This window comes from Cupriavidus sp. GW821-FHT02F09, from assembly GCF_059421605.1.
Genome location: NZ_JBWKVH010000073.1, coordinates 1 through 21,355, shown reverse-complemented (window position 1 = coordinate 21,355; position 21,355 = coordinate 1). Strand labels below are relative to the sequence as shown.

Genomic DNA, 21,355 nt, shown 5'->3' with positions numbered 1-21,355 from the left:
GGATCCGTGGCTCTTGATCAAGGAGCGGGACGCGTTCGCGCGCTCTGCCGCAGAGTACGACGTCACCGAAGCCCTGCAGGACAGCGTACTGGCCCAGGGCAATAGCAAATCGGCTGCCGGCGGTAACGCAAAGACTGCCGTGCCAAAGCAGCGTCGCTCGCGCCCGGGCCAGGGCCGACAGGTACTACTCGCTGCAGCACGCCCGGCCCCCCTTCCACTTGCGTTGGCCCCGCAACTGGCAACGCTCGCTTCAACGGTGCCGCGCAACGCCAAACAATGGGCCTATGAGATCAAAGTTCGACGGATACCGCATTCTCGCTTCGACTTCCCCATGCCGTCTCCAAACAAAAAACGGGGCGGATGCAACGGCGTGGTTTCCCGAACTTGCCGCTGGCCTGGCCTCGCTTGGCCGCGGGTACATTGTTGACGGCGAGGTTTGCGTTCTGGACGATATCGGCCGCAGCGATTTCGACCGACTACGTCGGCGGGCGCTACACCGACGCTGGTACCCCGGGGCCGATCTCGTCGTGTACTGCATTTTTGATCTGCTGGTGAGAGCGGGAAAAGACATTCGCGGCCAGTCTTACGAGCACCGGAAGGCGGCGCTCGCCGCTCTGCTCGCCAGTAGACCGGAGAGCATCCTCTACGTCGACTACGAACTCGATGGCCATTGGCTTTTCGAGCAAGCCTTGGCACTCCGCCTCGGAGGCATCGTCGGGAAGCGCGCAAACAGTACTTATCAAGCACCGCAGAAACGGATTTTTGGCCTGGAGACCCAAGGGCGGCCATGTCCGCTCACACAACTGAATCTGTGTCTAAATTTCAACTGAATTTGTGTTTTACCATCGTGCCCTGCCCCGGGGTGCCCGTAGGCAACGATTTTTCCCGCACGTCAAAGCTGGAACATGATCAGATTGCTCCCCGCGCAGCGGCCGGCATCACCCTTGCGCAGATGCCGCGGCGAGGCAAGATTTACCTCGGCGAGCGCAGATACTGATACAGCGTCTCGACAAGACGCTGACGGGCAACTGGCGCGAGGAGCACCTGTTTGTCTTGGGCGAGGCGCTGGCCATGTACGACGACATCGCCAGGCATCTGGTCGCGTGCGAAGCGTAGTTGCGCGCGCAGCTGGCCGAGCGCAGCGCGCGTTGCGTCGACCTGGGTAAAGCGCCCAAGACTAGAGCCAAGTCCCGCATGGAGTTCGACGTGCGCCAGGCGTTGGCGAACTGGGCCGGCGTGGACCTCACGCGCATCAACGGGTTGGCGGTGACGGCGGTGATGAAGCTGCTGTCGGAGATTGGCCCGGACCTGAGCCGCTTCGCCAGCATCAAGCACTTCGGCTCCTGGCTGGGGCTGTGTCCGGGCACCAGGATCAGCGGCGGCAAGGTGCTGTCCTCAGGCACCAAGCGCTCCGCCAATCGGGTGCGCTAGGCGTTGAAGATGGCCGCGATGGCGCTGTCGCATAGCGACTCCGCGCTCGGCGCATTCTACCGCCGGCTGTGCGCCCGCATGGACAAGCCGCGCGCCAATGCCGCCACCGCGCACAAGCTCGTGCGGATGGCGTACTTCATGCGGACCCGCGGCGAGGCCTTCGTCGATCAGGGTCAGCAGCATTACGAGGAACAACAACACCGGCGCAGCGTCGCCGCCCTCAAACGCCGCGCCGCCGCGCTGGGCTTCCAGATCAATCCCGTGGGGACGGCTGCATGACAGGTGCCGTCTTCAGGTTAGTTTCTTGAGAGAAGATACGGTCGCCATGAGGCCAGAGACAATGCCCCACGTCAGCATGATGCGGCTGATCCGCCGGTGGTGGCCCAATTTCTCCGGGCTGGCCATGCCGCGTTCGTCCGTGATCGGCGGCCCCATTTCGGCGGCCCTGTTGAAGCTGGACGGGCAGGGGGGATTCACCGGTTGGCAGGGGCTGCTCGTTATCGAGAGCCAGCCCGCCATTTTTCTCAGCGTGGTATGGAAGGGGCTTCCGACGAACTACCGGACTGTCAGATTCTAGACCGCTGAAGAGGAGGCCTGGCAAGATCGGTAATTCGAACCGGGAGCGCGCATTCAGCACGACCCATCGCTATGGTCCGCGTTGCGTCAGCCGCTGGTGTGGCTCATGGTGGCAGCAGCGTTCGGTGTCAACTTCGCCCAGTACGCCTTTCACCTGTGGCTACCGCTCATTGCTCAAGGACATGGTGCACTCCGACCTTCTGGTTAGACTGATCACGGTAATCCCGTACACGCGGGGTGCCATCTTCATGTTGCTTGCTGCGCGCCTGGCCAAGGAGCGTTCGCGACTCCCCTATCTGCTGCTGGGTTGCCTCATCACGGCATCGTCCTAGTTCCTGCTTTACTGGATCCGGAAACCGTTCCTGATACTTGTGACGCGCAGTCTGTATGCCATCTGGATTTTCATCGGGACGTTCTTGGGAACCGCGCCGGGCCGGATCGCGCCCCGTCAGCGAATCGTGGGCGTGGCCTTCATGAACTCGATTGGCGGCCTGAGTGGCTACGTTGGTCCCTATGCGTTCGGCGTATTGAAGGACATGACGGGTGGCTTCAATGTGTCTCTTGCGTTGATGGGTGCGGGCCCCGTGATGGCAATGGTCGGCTTGATATTCCTGTCAACGCGTCATGCGCCCGGTCTGATTAGGCGTCGCGGTAGTGCCGCGAGGGTAGACGCTATACGCTGCGCGAGAACCGGTGACCCAGGTTGCGTAACCACGTCAGAAACGTATTGATGGCGGGATCCTCAAGGCGCGAATTGTGGACGTAGCTGCAGTAGCGCCACGCTGGCAAGGCCGGGAGAGCGAACGGAAACACAAGACGGCCCTCCTTGATATCCAGCGCGACCAGCGCGGTAGGGCCCATCGCGATACCTAGACCATCAATGGCGGCTTGCAGGGTCATGTAGAAGTGATCGAGTTGCAGGGAATTGCGTGTGGCAAGCCGAGGGTTGCCGCACGCCGCAAGCCATTCGGCCCAAAGGCCAGGATAGGTCGCCGTGTGCAGCAACGTGTGTTGCGCCAGGTCCGAGACATGACGAATCGGGTGGGATTCCAGCACCTTGGGCGAGCAAACCGGCAGACGTACTTCGGACAGAAACTCGCTGACGACGTATCCCGCTGGCTTCTGCTCACTGCCACGAATCGCCACATCGAATTCGTCGCGCAGCCTATCGACAGGATCATCCGACGTCGTTAGCCGGACCTCCACTGCTGGGTTAGCCAACTGGAAGTTCGACAACTGCGGCAAGAGCCAGCGCAAGGCGAAGGTGGTCGGCGCATTCACCCGAATGAACTGTTGCCGCGTGACATGGAGTTGCTCATTGGTGGCCAGTGCGATGCGATCAAGCGCCGCCGATATCTCAGATAGATAAGCGCGCCCCGACGCGGTCAGTCCGACTCGCCGGCCCCGGCGTTCAAACAGATCGTGGCCAAGCCAGGCTTCCAGTTGCCCCACTTGCCGACTGACTGCGCCGTGCGTGACACAAAGCTCGTCGGCTGCCGCGGAAAAGCTCTCAAGCCGAGCGGCGGCTTCGAACACGCGCAGTGCGTTTAAGGGTGGCAGGCGGCGCGGTATGTGAGCTACCTCCTATGTGAGTTTTCCTGACATGATTCCTGAGTATATATCGATTTCCGTGGCGGATTGTGGCGACTATATTGCATCGGTAGACCTCAGACCCGTTCCGGATCTGTCTAATTAACTCACCAGGGAGACGCTCGTATGTCGAATATTGTTGTGGTTGGCGCGCAGTGGGGCGATGAGGGCAAGGGCCGGATTGTGGATTGGCTAGCCGAGAAGGCGGACATCGTTGCCCGCTATAACGGCGGTAACAACGCCGGTCACACGCTCGTCGTGAACGGCAATACCTACAAACTGGCGCTGCTTCCGAGTGGTGTCGTGGGGGAAAGCTTGGGCTGATCGGCAATGGCGTCGCCTTAGACCCGGAGGCGCTGCTCGCGGAGATTGAGCGCATGGCGGCGCTGGGCATTCGCGTGACGCCTGAGGTCCTGCAGATCGCCGAGACGGCCACGCTCGTGCTTCCGGTCCACCGTGCGATCGATGCCGCTCAGGAACGCCTTCGTGACAAGCCAATCGGCACCACTCTTCGCGGCATCGGTCCGGCATACGAAGACAAGGTCGGGCGCCGCGGCTTGCGCCTTTGCGATCTTGCTGAACCGGAATTGCTCGCGAGCAAGCTTGATTTGCTGCTGCAGCACCACAACGCGTGGTTCCGCGGCCTGGGTCTGGAACCGTTTCGGAAGGACCAGATGCTGAGCGAGCTGCTCGAAATGGCGCCGAGAATCCTGCCGTTCATGGGCCGCGTCTGGGAGCAACTCGACAACGCGCATACATCGGGGAAGCGCACGGTATTCGAGGGATCGCAGGCCGTAATGCTGGACGTGGATTGGGGCAGTTATCCCTATGTGACATCCTCGAGCACCATTGCGGCCGGCGCGGCGAGCGGCACCGGCATCGCTCCCTCCCGTCTTGGGCCGGTGCTGGGCGTCAGCAAGGTCTATGCGACGCGCGTTGGCGAAGGTCCTTTCACGTCCGAAGTGGACGGGAAACTGGGTGACACGCTCAGGCAGCGGGGTGGCGAGTACGGCGTCAACACGGGCCGGCCGCGTCGCTGCGGCTGGCTGGACACGGTGCAACTTCGTCAAAGCGGTAAGGTCGCCGGCATCAATCTGCTGGCGTTGACCAAGCTGGATGTGCTCGATGGAATCGAATCGATCTATATCTGCGTGGGCTACAAACTCGACGGAAAACATATCGACTACATGCCCTCCACGAACGCCGAACAGCAACGCCTACTCCCGGTGCTCAAGCGTTTTGAGGGCTGGGAGGGTTCGACCCGGGGCGTCCGGTCTCTTGCCGATCTTCCCCGCCAGGCCGTGGCGTTGATCGAGGCGATTCAAATGGAGGCCGGCATCCCGGTGGCAATGGTGACTACCGGCCCTGAGCGGGACGACGCGATTGTCCTCCGGTCCCTGTTCGACGATGCGGACCGGCTAGCAATGTGAATAGGAGGGATTGGGGTTTCTGAGAGGACCATGGAACTCCCGGAATCGATATGATCTGATTCACTTTCTGGGGGGCGAGGCCAATTGAGAGATGGCTGTTGGCGGAGCGAACGCCGGCGCCGATCTCTATTCTCTGGTTGAGACAGCAAAGGCTAACAGACTCCGCTTCGGGCCGACCGGCATACAGCTACACAGCCCGTTTCGATACAACGTCGGGCCGACAAATAACCTAAACATTATCCAACCGCATGTCGAGCGATCCTCCAATGCACGAACATTCCAGGAGCAATTTCTTTCATTCTTCGGAGCCACAGCATACTGCACCACTTGCGTCGCGACAGTGTCCTATACTTGCGCCGGGCCCATTGCTCAAGCCTCTGGTCTAGATACACGAACAGCCCGAGCATCGCAGTCCGATAGAACGCTCCGTAGTAGTTCCACCGCCCTTGGATCGTCCGATTGCAAATCTTGGCAAGATCATCAAGCGTTGCCGGTGTTCGACTGTGGATCCGCCACCCTCGCACTGTCTGTCTCATCCGCTTTAGCGCGTCCTCGCTCACCGCCGGCATGAAACTGGTGAATCGACGGTTATGTTTGCTCAACGCGATTCCGGGTCGGAATGTAAAACCCAGGAACGTGAACTGCACGCTCGGATATCCCCGGTTTTCCACCAAGCCAGGAATGCTGATTGCAACCGTCCCATCCCGGCCAAACAGCAAACCATTACCTCTCGGAATCACGTAAGGTTGCGAAAGCAGGTTGTGAGGTAGATCTTTCAGAGCCGGAACACCTTTCGGGTCAATGCGCAGCACCAGCCCGTTGTTGTACCTCAGCTCCACCACATGAACATACGCCAAGTAGTGCGCGGACACGGCATGCGGTGCCTCGATCGCTTGGCGACCACGCACAAACGCTTGTTCATAGCTCTTACGGGAAATCTTGGTTGCCATGGTCAACACCCTTTTCAGCCATTCTTGCCGGCACTCCGGTCGGACGCTCTGCATGATCAAGTCGAGACTGCATTGCGACTCATCCATGCCGCCGCTATGACGAACCATGTTGGTGGCCATGGAGGCTTCCGTCGTCTTCTAACAGCGGTCAATTCACCAACCGTCTCCGTGCAGGGGCTACCGTTGACTCCAAAATATCACTTTAACGCTGCAGGATATCTATTAAGCGATATTCTTGCTCAACTTCAAGCTTTATTTCAAAAGTCCTCCTTGCGGTTTGAGAAATTTTTGACTACACAGAAACCCTGTCTGATCAGAAAAAATCACGACATATGGCTTGAGGAGGTGATGATGTTGTAGAACACGCGCGAGGAACACCGCCCGGAAAGAGAGAACCAAAGGGCTGCGGATCAGAGGCAGGTTGCTCCCGCTCGCGAACAGCGACTTCCCGCAAGGCGCCCGCGCAGTGCACGTGGCCCTTTGTGTTCTTGGCCCACTTGCCCAGGCGTAGCTAGACGACCTCAATAGCTTCGTGGACCAGCATGCGGGAACTGCGGCCTGTGCGGTACAGTGAGAACAACACTCAGTCTGGCGCCTTGGGGCCTGTCACCCGTTCGTACAAGCGATCAGGAAATAAGAAGAGAGGATGGCATGGCTCCAGTCAGCTTGCGGAGTACGGCTGCCACGCTAGCAATGCTTGCCGTTGCAGCGGTCGCGCACGCCGCCGGACCCCAGTGCGAGCGCACCATCGTCGCAGATGTCGTCGCACTTGAGCAAGCCATCGTCCTGAACCGCTACGGCGCATTCAATCCAGCCGGCATGCTCTACGCTCTGCGGCGTGACGTGGTGTTCTCTGGGCACCCCACGATCGCCGACGGCAGCCCAGTCACCGAAGCCAACTTGGCCGAGGCCCCGGGGAAGGTTCGACTGCGCGGCGACAAGCGTCCGCGCCCGATCGTCTTGCGCGCCAACGAAGGGGATTGTCTGGAGGTACGCTTTCACAACCTGCTGATGCGGGCGGCGCCCGACGAGCTCCAGGGCAGCCCTGAGCAGTACCATGGCCGGGTACCGGCGCACCAGGAAGCGCCGCCTGGTGTGACCTATAACCAAGGTCCCCAATCCGCCACCGGCCGCAACCTGGTCAAGGCCGAAGCTGTGAGCAACGACAGGCCGTGGACGCGTGCGGCCTCATTTCATGTCAATGGCCTGGACGTGCTGCCGATGTCCGGCAGGCAATGTCCCGCGTCCACGCCGCAGCGTGCCTGGCTATGCGGCACCGACGGCGACAACGTGGGGGTAAACCGCGCCGTGGTGAACCCAGCCACGCCAGAGCCCCTGCGCGGTCAGCTCGAACGCCAGGGGGGCCAGGTGCTGCCCGGCCAAAGCGCCATCTACCGGCTCTACGCCTTCCGGGAGGGCACCTACTTCGCCTACTCCACCGCGGCGAGCGTCGGCGGCGAGGGCGACGGCGGCCAACTCGGTGCCGGGCTCTTCGGCGCCATCAACGTGCAACCGCGCGACGCCAAGTGGTACCGCTCCCAAGTTGCGCACGCCGATTTGCGCGCGGCCACAGGAGCCTCGCAAGCCGGTGCCAGCCACCCCTGGGGCAATCTCGACTATGACGGTGCCCGCTACACCAGCGGACCCCAGCGCGGGGTTCCCATCCTGGCCATGTTGGATCCGCTCGGGGCCAATACCTATGAACTGGTGCATACCGACCTCAACGCAATCGTTGCCCTGCGCGGCCCGGCACCGGATCATCACGACACCACCGGCGCGAATCGTCGCTGCCGCGACTACGCCTTCGGCAACAGCTGCGGCCAAGCCTACCGGGAGTTCACGGTCGTAATGCACGACGAAGTCAAAGCCGTGCAGGCGTTTGCCGAGTTGGACGATCCCGGTAATCCGCTGCACGCTATCAAGGACAACATGGGCATCAACTACGGCGTGGGCGGCATGGGGGCGATGGTCGTGGCCCGACAACGCCGCACCGGTCCGGCCAAGGACTGTCCCGAGTGCCGCGCCGAGGAGTTCTTCCTGAGTTCATGGGCCAACGGCGATCCGGCGCTGGTACTCAAGTGGGATGCTGAGGGCAAGAAGCCGATCGGCGCCCTGTATCCGGACGATCCTTCCAACGTGCACCACTCCTACCTGAACGACCCGGTGCGCTTTCGGAATCTGCACGCAGGGCCGAAGGAAACCCACGTCTTCCACCTGCATGCCCACCAATGGGTGCAGGACGCCAGCGCGCCCGGCTCCAGCTACCTCGATTCGCAAACCATTTCGCCCGGTGCGACGTTCAGCTACGAGATTGAGTTCGGCGGGTCGGGCAATCAGAACCTTTCACCCGGCGATTCCATCTTTCACTGCCACCTCTATCCCCACTTCGCCCAGGGCATGTGGGAGTTGTGGCGCGTGCATGACGTGTTCGAGGATGGTTCGAACGCGCGCAAGCTGCCGGACGCCGAGGTGGCCGGCGGCACCGAAAGCCCGGCCATCGTGCCGCTGCCGGGCAGTGTGCTGCCGCTGATGCCTACCACACAGTTCGCCGGCTATCCCTTCTACATTCCGGGCGAGGCCGGCCACCGCCCGCCGCAGCCACCCATGGACATGGACCTAGCCGTCAACGGCGAGCCGGTGGACGGCGGTCTGCCGCGCCATGTGCTGACCGGCTGGGAAGGCACGGGGAATCGCACAGAGCGTGCGCTGACCAATCAATCGGTACTGGAAGCGGCGCTGCGCAAAGGCTCGACTACCGCGCAGATCAATGCCAGACGGGTCTACCAACAGAATCCCAATGCCCTGACAACATTGGCCGAGGAGTGGGTGGAACTGGGCGGCCTCAAGCTGTTGGACCCGGACGGCGTGCCGAGCGAGCGCCAGGCCATGCAGTTCCATGCCGGCACGCTGGCGGGACCTGGAATCGCACCCACCACCGTGGCTGCGGGCGACCAGCACCACCCAGAGTGGGAGCAGGAGCGCAAGGGCTACGTCTCCGAGTACGCGCGCACGGTGCCTGGCCAGGCGGCCCTCACTGGCCCCGCAGTCTTTCGCGTCAATGGCCGAGCACCAGCACGCGGCGCGCCTTACGCCGACCCCTGCCCGATCACCGCTCCGCGCCGCGAGTACCGCGCCAGCGTGATCCAGACCGAGCTCACGGTAAACAAGCACGGCTGGTTCGACCCGCAGGCGCGCATTCTGTCCCTGGAGAACGACATCGCCGACATCATCGATCCGAACACCCGCACGAGGCTGCCCGAGCCACTGTTCTTCCGGGCCAATTCGGGTGACTGCATCGATTTCAAGCACAGCAATTTCGTACCCAACGCGCTGGCGCTGGATGACTTCCAGATCTACACACCCACCGACACCATCGGCCAGCACATCCACCTGGTCAAATTCGACGTCACCTCCTCCGACGGTTCGGGCAACGGCTGGAACTATGAAGACGGCACCTTCTCGCCCGAGGAGGTCCGCGAGCGCGTGCATGCCTACAACGTCGCGGCAGCACGGCAAGGCAAGCCACCACTCAAGCTCAAGACACACCCCTTGTTCCAGCAGAACTGCGCGGGCAACACGAATTGTGAGGCCTTGCAAAGTAAAGGGGTCTGTCCGCCCGATGTCGAACGGCTACCGCTGGCCAAACTGGCAGAGGACTACCCCTTCTGCGGCGCCCAACGCACCGTCCAGCGCTGGTATGCCGACCCGATCTTCGACACGGGCAAGAACGGCAAGGACTACACCTTGCGGACCGTGTTCAGCCACGATCATTTCGGCCCCAGCTCACACCAGCAGCACGGCCTCTATGCGGCCTTGATCATCGAGCCGACGAACTCGGTTTGGCTCGACTTGAATGCCAACACCTTCAACTGGGAAGCACTGTGCAGCAGCGTGCCGGCCGAGCGCGATGCCGCACGCGCGAAAGTGCTGGGTGGCGCTAATCTGAGCGACCGCTTCGACGAACAGTGCAGCGCACGCCCGGCCAAGGTGGCACCTGACGAGACCCGCCCGCCGTTGAAACTGCGCGAAGATGGTGGCCCCACAGCTGCACGCGCCAACATCATTTCGCCCAAGTGCCTGCACGGTACGGGGAACGGCTCATCGGCGCAACGCTTCCGCGGCTCACGCAAGGACACCAATCCGCTGGACCCACAGAACGCCACGCGCTCGCTGGACTGCGGGAACGAAGAACTGGAAACGCGTGATACGCGTCGCGAATACGCCCTGGCCTTCGCCGACTTCTCGGTGCTCTACAACACTGCGCTGGAGCCGATCAATCCCGAGCAGCGCGATGTGTCGCAGTTGCGCCTCGGGCACCGCCAGGTCGGGATCAACCGTCCCGCCCCACTGGCCATTTCATCGGAAGACCCCGGGACGCAGCTCATCAACTATCGCAATGAGCCGGTGCCGTTGCGCGTGGTCGAATTCCCGATCAAGGCCAACCCGGAGTTGGGCGGCTTCGACTACCGCCAGCAGCCTTGCCAGCCGCGGGAAGCGGATTGCACGGGCGAGATGGCCAACGTCTTCAGCACGCGGGCCCACGCGAAGCGCGATCTGGCGCTGGCGCGCAGCGACTACGGCGCAGTACTCACGCCTGCCACTCGCAGCCTGCTGGCGGGGACTCCGGTGGCCGACAAGCTCGATGGCGCGCTGACGGCTGTCGAGGATTGGCGCAAGCAGTTCAACTGCGCGCTATATGCCAATGCCGGCCTGGGCCCCTGCCGGATCACCGCGCGCGAGCCCTGGCGCCTGCCCGGCGACCCGGCGACGCCGATCCTGCCGGCCTACGAAGGCGACCCTCTCTACGTACGGCTGATTCAGGGCGCACAGGAGGCCCAGCACGTATTTGCCATGACCGGGTACAAATGGTTGCGCGAACCCGACAATCCGCGCTCGGGCTATGTCAATGCCCAGCCCGTGGGCATCTCGGAGCATTTCGAGTTCAATATCAAGGTCAGTCCTCTGGCCGTGCCGCGTGCTGATAGTTTGTACCTCGGCTCCTCCATCGATCAGCTGTGGGACGGGATGTGGGGTCTGGTGCGCAGCTATGGCGTCCACCAGAACCCGCAGACAAATCGTTTCACGCCACGCGAGCAGCCCGGCCTTGCCAGGCTCGACGGCCTGCCCGGCAGCCCGGTCAAGCGGCCGGCCCTGCCCACGGCCCTGGACCGCAGCACACAGATCTGCATGCCCGGTGTCGGCGCGGACGAGGAGGCTGGACCCGCAGGCATGAAGCGGCTGCTCTTCGACATCAGCGTGGTTCGGGCTTGCGAGCTCACGGGTCGCTGCGATGTCGCGGGTCAGCGTGGCATTCCGTACAACGAGCGCATGGGGCTTGATGACCCCAACGGCATCGTCTTCGTGCGCAACAACCACCGGCCTGGCGAGCCCGAGCCGGTAGGCATGACCCCCCTGGACAACCGCCAGGTGCTGGACGCCTTGCGCGAGGAGGTCCTTCGCGGCCAGCGTCGCATCGAACCCATGGTGCTACGCGCTGCCGCGGGTCAGTGCATGGAAGTGAAGTTGCGCAACCACCTGCCGCCTGCCATGGGCGAAAACCCGGATGCAAGCCGGGGCGATGGCCAGGCCCGCTATAGCGACAACTTCCTGTCGATGATCCTCGACGGCTTCAACTATAACCAACTGCGCATGTCCACGAGTGTTGGGCTGTCGGCCGCGAAGGTCGCCACCTTTGGCCCCCTGGCCGACGGTGCCAACTTCGGCATCACGGGGCTGGAACGCGACCGCATCGAGGCCGAGGAACGCGAGGAGGCAGACCAAGCCGCCAACAGCGCGCAAGCAGGCCCCCGGCCACGGCGCCCCACGCCCTCGGGTGCCCGTGCACCTCAGGCATCGCCTCGCTCCACGCCGCCGCTGAACCAGGGCAACCTGGTGCGCGCCTGCGCAGACGGTGAGGCGTCACATCTGTGCACGTCGGGCGTAGTGACCTGGTACGCCGGCGACTACCAGTTGGATGCGGCCGGCGTGCAACGGGCGAAGGCCATCGAGTTTGGTGCGGTGCCGCTCGTGAGCTTCGGCGATGTGATCAAGCACCCGGCGCACGGCGCGATCGGCGCCCTGGTCATCGGCCCGCCCGGCAGCCAGGTGTGCCCGGCCAGGGATGCGCGCGAGCGCGCGTCCGACCGCGGAACCTACACCAGCGCCACGGTGTGCGACGCGCAGGGCAGGCCGCTGTACCGCGACCTGGTCCTGGTTCTGCAAGATGCAGCCGACGCCAAGATCAAAGGCCACGCGGTCGCGAACCTAAAGGGCGCCGAAGAGCCGGACGACTATGGCATCAAGGCCGTCAACTACCGTAGCGAGCCGATCTGGGCGCGGCGCGGCGGCGATCCGTCCGTACCCTTCGAGGAACGCAACACATTCGACTATGCCGGCGTGCTCAGCTCCAAGAAGACTCCGGACGGTCGCTGCCAGGCCGGCATTGCACCACTGAAGCATGCCGGCTTGCAGGACTGCGACCCCGAAACGCCGGTCTTCGTCGCCAAGGCCGGCTCCGAAGTGCGCCTGCGCATCGTGCATCCCGGCGGACATACTCGTCAGCAGGCCATTGCGCTGCATGGGCACGATTGGAACCCGCACCCCTTCAATCGTGACTCGACGCGCCTGCTGGGCAGCCACGCCAGTGCCACGCGAGATGCCTGGACCGTACAAGGCGCCTACAACGCCGTTGGCCCGCTGATGGGGGCGGACCTGCTGGTCCGTGCCGGCGGGCGCTGGGCTGTGGATCGAGACTACCTGTGGCGCAGTCAGGCCTCTTTCATTTTCGACGGAGGAATCTGGGGCCTGCTGCGAGTCGTGCCCTGACCTTGACCGGAAGGATCTGAATCATGGACATCACCCCCGCCCTCGACCCGCAGGACTTTCAGGATGCCTTCCTGCTGGACTGGACCGACCATCCGCAGCAAGGCGTGCTGACCAACTTACCCCAAGCGGTCGGCCGCGCGCTGGCGCAGTTTCGCTTCAACGAAGCTTCGGTGGAGATCGACATCGCCGGTCCGCCCTTGGTTATTTCACGCTGTTCCCAACTGTTGTTCAATGGCAACTTCGCGACGCGTGACAGCGTGTTACTCGGCGACAACCTGGCCGGCCGGCTACCGGTGCACCTGCACTTTCCGATTCCGCTGCGCAGCGTAGGCGCCGCCGTCTCCGCCACAGGACCGGCAGGCCGCGACTATCTGGCCCAATGCTCGCTGCAACTCGACGACGGCCAGTGGCATTCGGTGCAGCCTCGCTTGGCTACCTTGAACCGCAAGCGCGGCACGGCGCCGTTCCTGGGCGGCACGGCAGCCTCTGGGCGCAGCATCGTCGCGGTCTGGTTCGACGTGGTCGATCCGCGCAACCGGTCAGATTTCCCGCAGGTTGCCATCAACGACCTGCATTTCCTGCCTGCCTGATGTCCACGGGGAATCCTAGATGATAACGATACTGCCGAAGCCACTGCTTCTGGCGTCGCTAGCTACCATCGGCGTATCGCCGGCGCTGGCGCAAATGGCGGCAGGCCAGCGCATCGAGCAAGGGGGCATCACGGTCAGCTTCGACTACCAGGCGCTCGGGGACGGCAGCGGCGTGGCGCATCTGGCCCTGAGCGATGCGCATACCGGTCGCGCCATCGAAGGCGCGCGCCCGGCCGCCTGGATCGTCGCTCGCCGTTCCGAGCAGGTCGCCGAAGAAGCCAGCTGCGAAGACAAGGCGCGCGCCCTGGTGGCAGGATCCTTGGGCCAGCGAGCCGATGCGGACCTGAACGGCTACCGGCTGCTCACGTTGAACCACGACCGCACGGTGGCCTTCATCAATCCGTTGGTACGGCTGGGCAACACCCAGTTGGAATCCATCGTGGAACTGCCCGCCGAGGGCCACGACTGGCTGTTGGCGCCGCGTGCGCAGAGGTTGGCCGTGAGCCTGCGCGACGCAGGCGTGGTGGCGCTGATTGACACGGTGGCGCGCAAACTGGTGGCCGCCGTCCCCACAGGGCCCAGTAGTCTGCCGACCCGGCTCGCCTTGGATCCCGACGGCCGGCGGCTGTGGGTCGGATTGGATGGCCGTGCCGAGGTGCTGGCGATCGACCTCCAAACCTCGCGTGTTGAAGGCCGCGCGTCCGTCGGCCGCGGGGTGCACACACTGGTCGCGTCCGAGCAAAGCTCCCAGCTCTTCGTCACCAACGGCGACTCGAACACCGTCTCGCTGGTGGACCGCACCAGCCTGCAGACCGTCGCCGAGGTGCCCGTCGGCGCAACCCCAGTGGCGAGCGCCTGGAGCCCGGCGGCGCGGCGATTGGCCGTGCTGTCGCTCAACGGGGGCTCGCTGGCGCTGATCGATGGCGAGGCCAGGACTGTGCAGGCCACGATACCGCTCGCGCGGGGCGCCATGGTGCTGGGACTCTTCGACGAAGGGCGACGCGCCCTGGTCCTCAACCGTCTGGACGACACGCTGTCGCTGCTCGATCTTGCGCGCGCGCGCAAGACGGCCGAGCGCAAGTTGCCGGCGCGCCCCGACCAGCTCACCTTTTCCCGCGAGTTCGCCTTCGTGCGCTCGCAAAGCACCAGCGCCATGCAGGTGATCGCGCTCGCGCAGGCTCGTGAAGACCGTCTGGACAGTGTGGCGGTGCCTATGGGCCAGAGCGCGCCGCAGGACGCACCCGATGCCCTGAATGAAGCCGCCAGCGTGTTGGTGCCGGCCCCTGAAGGCAACGGCGTGCTAGTGGCCAATGCGGGTGATGGCCGCGTCTACCGCTACGCGCAAGGGCTGATGGTGCCCGTCAACAGTCACAGCAACTACCGCCGGCACGCGCGCGGCCTGCTCGTGCTCGACTCGAGCCTTGCCGAGCGCGCACCTGGCCAATTCGAGGCCCCGGCGCGCCTCGCCCGCAGCGGACGCTACGACGTGGTGGTACGCAATCTGCGGCCCGCGATCACGGCTTGCTTCACCCTCGCGGTGCAAGGCGTGCCCGCGACGATAGCGACCGCTGCCCCCCCCAAGCCCCGGCTGCTGGCGTCGCGCCGCCTCGATCACAACACCGTGGAACTCGACTTCGTCCTGAGTGAAGTAGCTGCGGGTACACCGGTTGCGTTGCTGCTGGTGCAACACGCGGGCACCTGGCAAGGGCGCACCTGGGCCGCGCCACTGGAAAGCGGCCGATACCGCGCCCGGTTGCGAGGCCTACCGCATGGCACCTTCGAGGCCATGGTCGAGGCCTCGTCGGGTCAGTTGGCCTTTTTCGACGGCCGTCTCGGACGCGTGAAGTGGCCACTGCCGCAAGAGACATCACCATGAATGTCAAAGTATCCTCACCGACCCGGCGGACCATGTGCTTGGTCACAGCGGCGCTCGGTTTGGCGGGATGGCGACCCGACGCCATGACCGCGGACATTCCTGTGTGGCTGCCCGCCCCGACCCTGCCCGATGTTCCCCTGCTCGACCAGAATGGTTGCAGCGTGCACCTCGAGCGCGACCTGATCGCGGGACGAACCGTTATCGTCAGCTTCATGTTCACAGGGTGTCAGACGGTCTGTCCGCCGCAGACGGCGTTGCTGCATGAAGCCAGCCGGCGCCTGCGCGCCCGCGATGCGACGCGTGACGTGCGGGTGATCTCCATCACGGTCGACCCGTTGGCCGACGGCCCCACGCAGTTGCGTGCCTTCGGTCAACGGCACCAACTGCCCATGGGACCTTCCCGGGAATGGACGCTGCTGACCGGGCGTCCCGCCGATATCGCCCGCCTACTCAAGGCCTTCGACGTTCCCGCTGGAGCGCCAGGCGACCACCCAGGCCTGCTATGGGTCGGTGATGCGAGACGGGGACGCTGGACACGAAGCTCATCATTGAACCCACCCGACGTGATGATGGCACTAGTAGAGGCCCTGCAGCGATGAGGCCATCGTCCCACCCCACCCGCTGCCTCGCCGTCCTCGGGCGGCGAGGCGCTCAAGCCATGACAATCTGGGCCGCGATGCTCGGCATGGCGATGGCCGAGGGCGCAGCGACGTGGATTCGCGACGGTCGCGCGTTGTACCGCGGGGAGACTCCTTGGCGCCAGCCCCCTACCCTGCATGGCGTACCGCTGACGGCAGGCGCCGGCACCTGCCTCGCTTGCCACGGACCGCGCGGTGAGGCCCGCAGCGAAGCCGGTGTGCTAGTGCCATCGCTACAATGGCAACGCCTCATGCAAGCCAATCCCAGGCGTCCGGCCTACACCAACGCCGCGCAGGTCCTGCGTGCGATCAACGAAGGACTCGCCAGCGACGGCCGGGCGCTCGACGCACCGATGCCGCGCTTCGCGCTCGACACCGACGAGCAGCACGTCCTGCTCGCCTACTTGCAAGTGCTCGGTACTGAGGCCGACCCGGTACCCGGGGTCGATGGGCAGCACATCGTGCTCGGAACCGTCCTGCCCCTGAGCGGAACACAGGCCGCCATAGGCCACGCGATCCGCCAGGCCATGCAGCATCGCATCGAGCGGATCAACGCCGAGGGTGGCGTCTTCGGGCGACATCTCGAACTGTTTGTGGCGGATTCCGGCAAGAATGCGGCTGCCGCTGCAGCAGCGCTGGTGCGCCAGGGCCGAGTCTTCGCCCTCGTCGCCAGCCTGGTGCCAGCACCCGATAGCGATCTGCTGCGAACCCTCGCCACGCACGAAACCCCGATGGTCGCCACGCTTGGCCTGCCCGTCGCACCGCCGCGCGATGTACGCCTGACCTGGCTGCTGCCAGGGATCGCGCAGCAGGTGCGCGAGCTGGTTGCGGAGATGCAGCGCGGCTGCCCTCCACACCGTACCGACGTCGTTTCCACGCGGGTGTTGTACCCCAGCGGCAGCGATCTCGCGGCGCTGGCGACCGAAATTCCGGAGCTCCGGTGGCAAGCGGTCGCTCCAACAGATGATCTGGCTGCTTTGCTACAGAAAGACGTGGCCGCACGCACGGTGCTTCTACTACCACCGCGGCATGCAGACATCGCACGTCTTGCTTTGGTGCGGCAGCGAAACCCAGACGCATGCGTCGGGGTGTTGGCGGCCCTGTCGGGCCAGTCTGACCGCCCCATGCCGCTGCGCGAGCTGTTGCTCTTGCCGATGCCGCCAGTCCCCATGGCCAACGACAGTGATGCGCGCGCCATTCTCTGGCCGTTATTGGCCGACAGTGCGATCGCGGTCATCGCCGAGGCGCTGGCGCGCACCGGGCGGCAACTCGACACTGCCCGCTTCATGACCGCACTTCACACACTGCATGGATTCGCGCCTCGTCCCGGCCTTGCGCTCACCTTCAGTGCGCAACAGCGCCATGGCTTCGATATGTCGTATGTCTGGAAGGAGGGCCCCGATGAAACTCATTCGTCTCGCCGCTAGCGCAGCGGCGCTCATGCTGGCGCCGCTGGCGACCCTGGCGCAAGCACCCTCTGCGTCCTTCACGTTGCTGGGTCACCTGGAGGCGCTCGACGTCGCGGATCTCGGCGATCCCCTGTCATCGGGCTCCATGGTGGTCAACGGCATCACCGTGGTGCTGCCGCGCCACCTTTACATCACGATGCCCGGTCAGTACCTAACGCAGAACGACCTGTTCCGCGGCAAACACCCCGGCCATGCCACCGCAGGCCTGGCACCCGCGGTACGGCCCAGTGGGCTCGCGCTTCGGGATGCGAACCGCCCGCCAGTTCCCTTCGAGGTCAATGTGATCGGCAACATTGTCAGCGGCCAGTACGTAGCGGGCGTGGTAAGGCTCACCCAGCAGGGGCTCAATGCCGGTGCGGGGTTCATCCGGGACATCGATTATGCCAAGGGCGAGCTCCTGGTCGGCCCCGAGACCGGCCCGGCCACCGCACGTGTGCGCATCAACGACCCGCGGGGCCTCTATGGCAGGGCCAACGCAGCCAAGACGGGCGGCAGCGCCTTCGACGATCGTTTCGGGGCCGACCCCGGCAATGCAGCGATCGTGGCCAACACCGGCTTCCCGATGTGCATCCCGCGCGTGACTCCACCCGCGAACGACCCGCTGTGCCCGCTCGCCAACCGCGCGCCGGCGACCGGACCAAGCCTCGGGCGGCGCTTCACCTGCGGGCACGAGGCGGCCGAGCCCACCGCGCCGGCGCATGCCCCCTGCCAACCGTCGCGCCCGGCTCCGCTGGTGGTCGGCGATTACATCGTGTTCAACGGGATGCTGACCGAAGACGCCCCAGGCAGCAGCAGCTTCTTCTTAGCCGCGCATGCCATCCAGGCGCTCGCGGGCATCTACACCTCACCGAGGGCGAACCCGGCCTACCTGTTCATCGAGGAGGCGCTCAGCGGCACGCTCGGCGACCCGTGGCCCAACATCGACCAGGAGCAGACCTCGCGTTTCCGGATCGTCGCATTCTCGACTGATCCCGCTCGTCGCGTAGACGTCTTCGTGATCGACAGCGATGGCGGGGAGCGGCGCCTCACCACACTCGAGCCCAGCAAAGTGGCCCAGATCGGCCGCGTGCGCATCACGCTGCCCGCGAAGGCCAACTTCCTGCCCATGACCCGCGACGTCCGCATCCGCATTGAAGGCCAGCACGAGTTCACTGGCGACGGCCTCGCCCAGGGCCAGTACACGGCGCCCGTGTCCGAGTACATCTACCCCGAGAACACGCGCTTCGGCCACCCCAAGTCGCCCGTCGGCATACCCTTCGAGGCGTTCTGCTTCCTTAAGAATGGAGGCGAGCGGCTCGCCACGCTAGGCCGCGATGCATTGCCTGCAGCCGCCAGACCCATGCTGGGGCCGCTCACCCCATTCCCAAACTCGGGACACGCGAATGCCCAAGCGCGAGCCGACGGCACGTCATCCTGTCCTTGACTTTACCGAAGCGCAAGGTGCCCAAGAGTCGGGAGGGAACGCCCTCGGACTCGGCGTTGCTTCCATGGAATGAACTGCCACGTCCGCAGATTTCCTACGGCAAGCGGCGAATCAAGCGGCCGCGCGATTATTGATACTAGGCTTGCAATGTCTTAAGGCAACGCTGATTAAGCCCTCCGCTTTGTGAAGGGAATCGTTATCAGAAGAATCGCGAGGGGTCGTCGGGGCACGGAAGGTCTTCTTGCGAATATGGACGACAAGATGGTCAGAACCGCGAAGGGCAGCTTGCATCTTCGGCGGATGCGGCGACAGCGCAGGCCAACGTGCTGAGACTATTGGCATGGAATCAAAGGCCAGCCGCTGCGAAACGCACGCTCCCAAGCATTGATAAGCTGTAGGCGGGCTGCTTTGAACGCAGCGGTGTTCCGTCTCGCCACACTCAGACCGTGAGATCGAGGCGGCCCCCAACGGCCACCGGCTCTGGGACGAGGACAATCGCGGGCAAGGCCAGCACATGGCGGAGTCACCTTGCCTCGCGGTGGCCGGCGCGGCGTCCTAGCGCCGAGACTGGGATCGTACTGACCAATCGTTAGCGTTTCACGTCGGCCGTTCAGGCGGTAGTCGAACCGAAAGCTGATCACTCCAGTCCGCGTAACCGCGACGTACAGGCCTTGCTTGTCCGTGACTTTGAAGACCTTCCCTGTGGGCTTCAACGCCCGCAACTGCATGTCGGTGAGCATCCGAACCTCCTAAGACTGATACCGTCAGCAATACCGATGAACTCGTCGCGCATTGCTGAGTTGGCATGAGACTACATGAGACGCTAAATTGTTGTCACCAAAGGAAAATTCAGGAAAAACCGGACGACTTGAAACGACCTGGACTCATGATATTTTATTCCCCATTGACGAGCCACGGCGTGCCAAATTCGTCGACCAGTATGCCCCAGCGCTTGGCCTAGAAAGAGGATTGCATCGACGCGATCGACCATGCGCCGAATTCCTTTCCTGTCCACGTAGCTGGGGCGCTCTGTCCAGCTTGACATTTGGCCTCGATCATCATCATGGCGGCGCTCTCCATCTCGTTATTGATTTTGGCCGCGAACTACCCCGGCGTCTCAAAGCGTACTGAAGAGATCCGCGACGCGAATGCGTAAGGATGTCGCCAGCGTTTCGATCGCATCGAGAGACGGATTGGCCCCCCGTCTCTATTCGGCTCATGTAGGTACGGGCAAAGCCCACCCGATCTGCGAAAGCCTCTTGGGAGAGGCCAGTGGCTTTCCGAAGGTCTCGAATGCGCGTGCCAAAGCGTTTGCGTAGGGTCGTTTTCATAACCCCCTACTGTGGTGTGGCGCACACTCATTGTACACACACACTAATCGTGATATATAACGCGAAACTGGTTACGCTATGCCGACGCGATCGTCGACATCGGCACCAGCACCACATCATCCAGATAGCCCAGGATCGGGATGAAATCCGGAATCAGGTCGATGGGAGATAAGGCATACGCGGCGACCAGCAGGGCTAGCGCTTTCGCATACCAAGGCGTGCGAGGATCGCGCGCTGCCAACCACACCGCGTGGACATCACGCTTGACCTCCCGTGCCCATGCGCACGCACGAGCGGCCAGTCGCGGGACGAAATCCGAGCGCAGCAAGTGGATGCGCACATCATCCACGACGGGTACCGCACCAAGGGCGAGCAGCAACGTGGCCAATGGAAGGGTAACGCTGAACCCAACATGCCTGAATCCCACAGCTCCGACTACGCCGCCAGTAAAGAACAGCGCGACCAGCGTCACGAGCACGCGCAGTTTTCTCCTGTCCGCCAGCACGATCGGCTTGGCGGCATCAGCCTTGGCCAGGTTCCAGTAGAACAGCTTGCCCAGCTCGATGCCGATGTCGGTGACCATCCCCGTGATATGTGTGGTCCGAATTTCAGCCTTTGAGAGCTTGGTGATCATGGCATTCTGCAGCCCCATGATGAAGCAAAGCACCATGACCGTCGCCGGTACGAACAGCCATTCGTGATGTTCGAGATTGCTGCCCAGCAGACCGAAACACACCAGCAACGCCGCTTCCAGCATCAAGGGCAGCGCGTATTCGCTGTGCAAGCGCTCGCGTCGCCCCCAGTTGATCAGAATCGCCGAGCAAGCGGCGCCCGCCAGAAACGATAGCAAGGCTCCGAGGCCGTCCAGGATGAGCCCGACACTACCGAGTGCCAGATTGTCGGCCATGGCGGACACGATGCCCGACATATGGGAGGTGTATTGCTGCACCGCCAAGAATCCGCCGGCGTTGGTAGCGCCTGCCACAAAGGCAAGGTAGCGGGCCAGCAGCCGGTTGGCTTCTGGACTGCGCTCCCTCCCAGTCAGCCTGCGCAAGTATGGGATCGGCATGATCGCATCGGTGGGTGTTACCTTCAGTTCAGACGGTGTCTATCCAAGCGGCCAGAAAGTTGTTCAGCCCGCGAGCTTTCGCCAGAAGGTGTGATCCGACGCGAGCCGTTTTCCCTGTTTCAGGCGACGCGCGGCCGATCGCAGTTTCAGGGGATGC

Annotated in this window: 12 protein-coding genes and 4 pseudogenes; 11 read left to right on the top strand and 5 right to left on the bottom strand. The window is 63.7% G+C overall.

Annotated features, from left to right (window positions below):
* Positions 1 to 284 precede the first annotated feature (284 nt).
* The 4 genes and pseudogenes from AC07XB_RS37720 (at position 285) to AC07XB_RS37705 (ending at position 2,339) form a co-directional block, all read left to right on the top strand.
* Positions 285 to 830, top strand: a complete 546-nt coding sequence (locus AC07XB_RS37720) for an ATP-dependent DNA ligase (protein ID WP_493688191.1) — start codon at positions 285 to 287, stop codon at positions 828 to 830.
* A 181-nt stretch (positions 831 to 1,011) separates the two neighbouring features.
* Positions 1,012 to 1,710, top strand: a pseudogene (locus AC07XB_RS37715) (transposase); the annotation flags it as partial.
* Positions 1,711 to 1,771: 61 nt separating this feature from the next.
* Entirely contained in the window at positions 1,772 to 2,008 is a 237-nt protein-coding gene (locus AC07XB_RS37710; protein WP_492831426.1) for a hypothetical protein, read from the top strand.
* A gap of 124 nt (positions 2,009 to 2,132) precedes the next feature.
* Complete coding sequence (locus AC07XB_RS37705) at positions 2,133 to 2,339, top strand: hypothetical protein (protein WP_493688190.1); 207 nt, start codon at positions 2,133 to 2,135, stop codon at positions 2,337 to 2,339.
* Between the two features lie 340 nt (positions 2,340 to 2,679).
* Here AC07XB_RS37705 and gcvA read toward each other — a convergent pair whose 3' ends face one another.
* Complete coding sequence (gcvA, locus tag AC07XB_RS37700) at positions 2,680 to 3,579, bottom strand: transcriptional regulator GcvA (RefSeq protein WP_492831464.1); 900 nt, start codon at positions 3,577 to 3,579, stop codon at positions 2,680 to 2,682.
* Between the two features lie 144 nt (positions 3,580 to 3,723).
* Here gcvA and AC07XB_RS37695 point away from each other — a divergent pair.
* Positions 3,724 to 5,027: pseudogene (locus tag AC07XB_RS37695) on the top strand (adenylosuccinate synthase).
* 236 nt (positions 5,028 to 5,263) lie between these two features.
* Here AC07XB_RS37695 and AC07XB_RS37690 read toward each other — a convergent pair.
* Positions 5,264 to 6,097 (bottom strand): group II intron maturase-specific domain-containing protein, encoded by an 834-nt coding sequence (locus tag AC07XB_RS37690; RefSeq protein ID WP_492831425.1) that lies wholly within the window; start codon positions 6,095 to 6,097, stop codon positions 5,264 to 5,266.
* A 531-nt stretch (positions 6,098 to 6,628) separates the two neighbouring features.
* Here AC07XB_RS37690 and AC07XB_RS37685 point away from each other — a divergent pair.
* The 6 genes from AC07XB_RS37685 (at position 6,629) to AC07XB_RS37660 (ending at position 18,798) form a co-directional block, all read left to right on the top strand.
* Positions 6,629 to 12,802 (top strand): hypothetical protein, encoded by a 6,174-nt coding sequence (locus AC07XB_RS37685; protein WP_492831424.1) that lies wholly within the window; start codon positions 6,629 to 6,631, stop codon positions 12,800 to 12,802.
* Between the two features lie 23 nt (positions 12,803 to 12,825).
* On the top strand, positions 12,826 to 13,392 hold the full coding sequence (locus AC07XB_RS37680; protein WP_492831423.1) for a hypothetical protein: 567 nt from the start codon (positions 12,826 to 12,828) through the stop codon (positions 13,390 to 13,392).
* A 19-nt stretch (positions 13,393 to 13,411) separates the two neighbouring features.
* A complete protein-coding gene (locus AC07XB_RS37675) occupies positions 13,412 to 15,268 on the top strand; it encodes a YncE family protein (RefSeq protein WP_492831422.1) in 1,857 nt (618 codons plus the stop codon).
* Between the two features lie 83 nt (positions 15,269 to 15,351).
* The gene (locus AC07XB_RS37670; protein WP_492831421.1) at positions 15,352 to 15,867 is read left to right on the top strand and encodes an SCO family protein; all 516 of its coding nucleotides are present in this window, start codon (positions 15,352 to 15,354) and stop codon (positions 15,865 to 15,867) included.
* Positions 15,868 to 16,157: 290 nt separating this feature from the next.
* Positions 16,158 to 17,333 carry an ABC transporter substrate-binding protein gene (locus tag AC07XB_RS37665; RefSeq protein WP_492831420.1) on the top strand — a complete coding sequence of 392 codons (1,176 nt, stop codon included), beginning with the start codon at positions 16,158 to 16,160 and terminating at the stop codon, positions 17,331 to 17,333.
* Positions 17,308 to 18,798, top strand: a complete 1,491-nt coding sequence (locus tag AC07XB_RS37660; RefSeq protein WP_492831419.1) for a hypothetical protein — start codon at positions 17,308 to 17,310, stop codon at positions 18,796 to 18,798. The genes AC07XB_RS37665 and AC07XB_RS37660 overlap by 26 nt, the downstream gene beginning before the upstream one ends.
* Before the next feature lie 545 nt (positions 18,799 to 19,343).
* On the opposite strand, the pseudogene AC07XB_RS37655 reads toward AC07XB_RS37660, so the two are convergent.
* The 3 genes and pseudogenes from AC07XB_RS37655 to AC07XB_RS37645 all read right to left on the bottom strand — a co-directional run.
* Positions 19,344 to 19,538 (bottom strand): annotated as a pseudogene (locus AC07XB_RS37655) (Arm DNA-binding domain-containing protein); the annotation flags it as partial.
* A 321-nt stretch (positions 19,539 to 19,859) separates the two neighbouring features.
* Positions 19,860 to 20,129 (bottom strand): helix-turn-helix domain-containing protein, encoded by a 270-nt coding sequence (locus AC07XB_RS37650; protein WP_492831418.1) that lies wholly within the window; start codon positions 20,127 to 20,129, stop codon positions 19,860 to 19,862.
* An 88-nt stretch (positions 20,130 to 20,217) separates the two neighbouring features.
* Positions 20,218 to 21,198 (bottom strand): annotated as a pseudogene (locus AC07XB_RS37645) (DUF1275 domain-containing transporter); the annotation flags it as partial.
* Positions 21,199 to 21,355 lie beyond the last annotated feature (157 nt).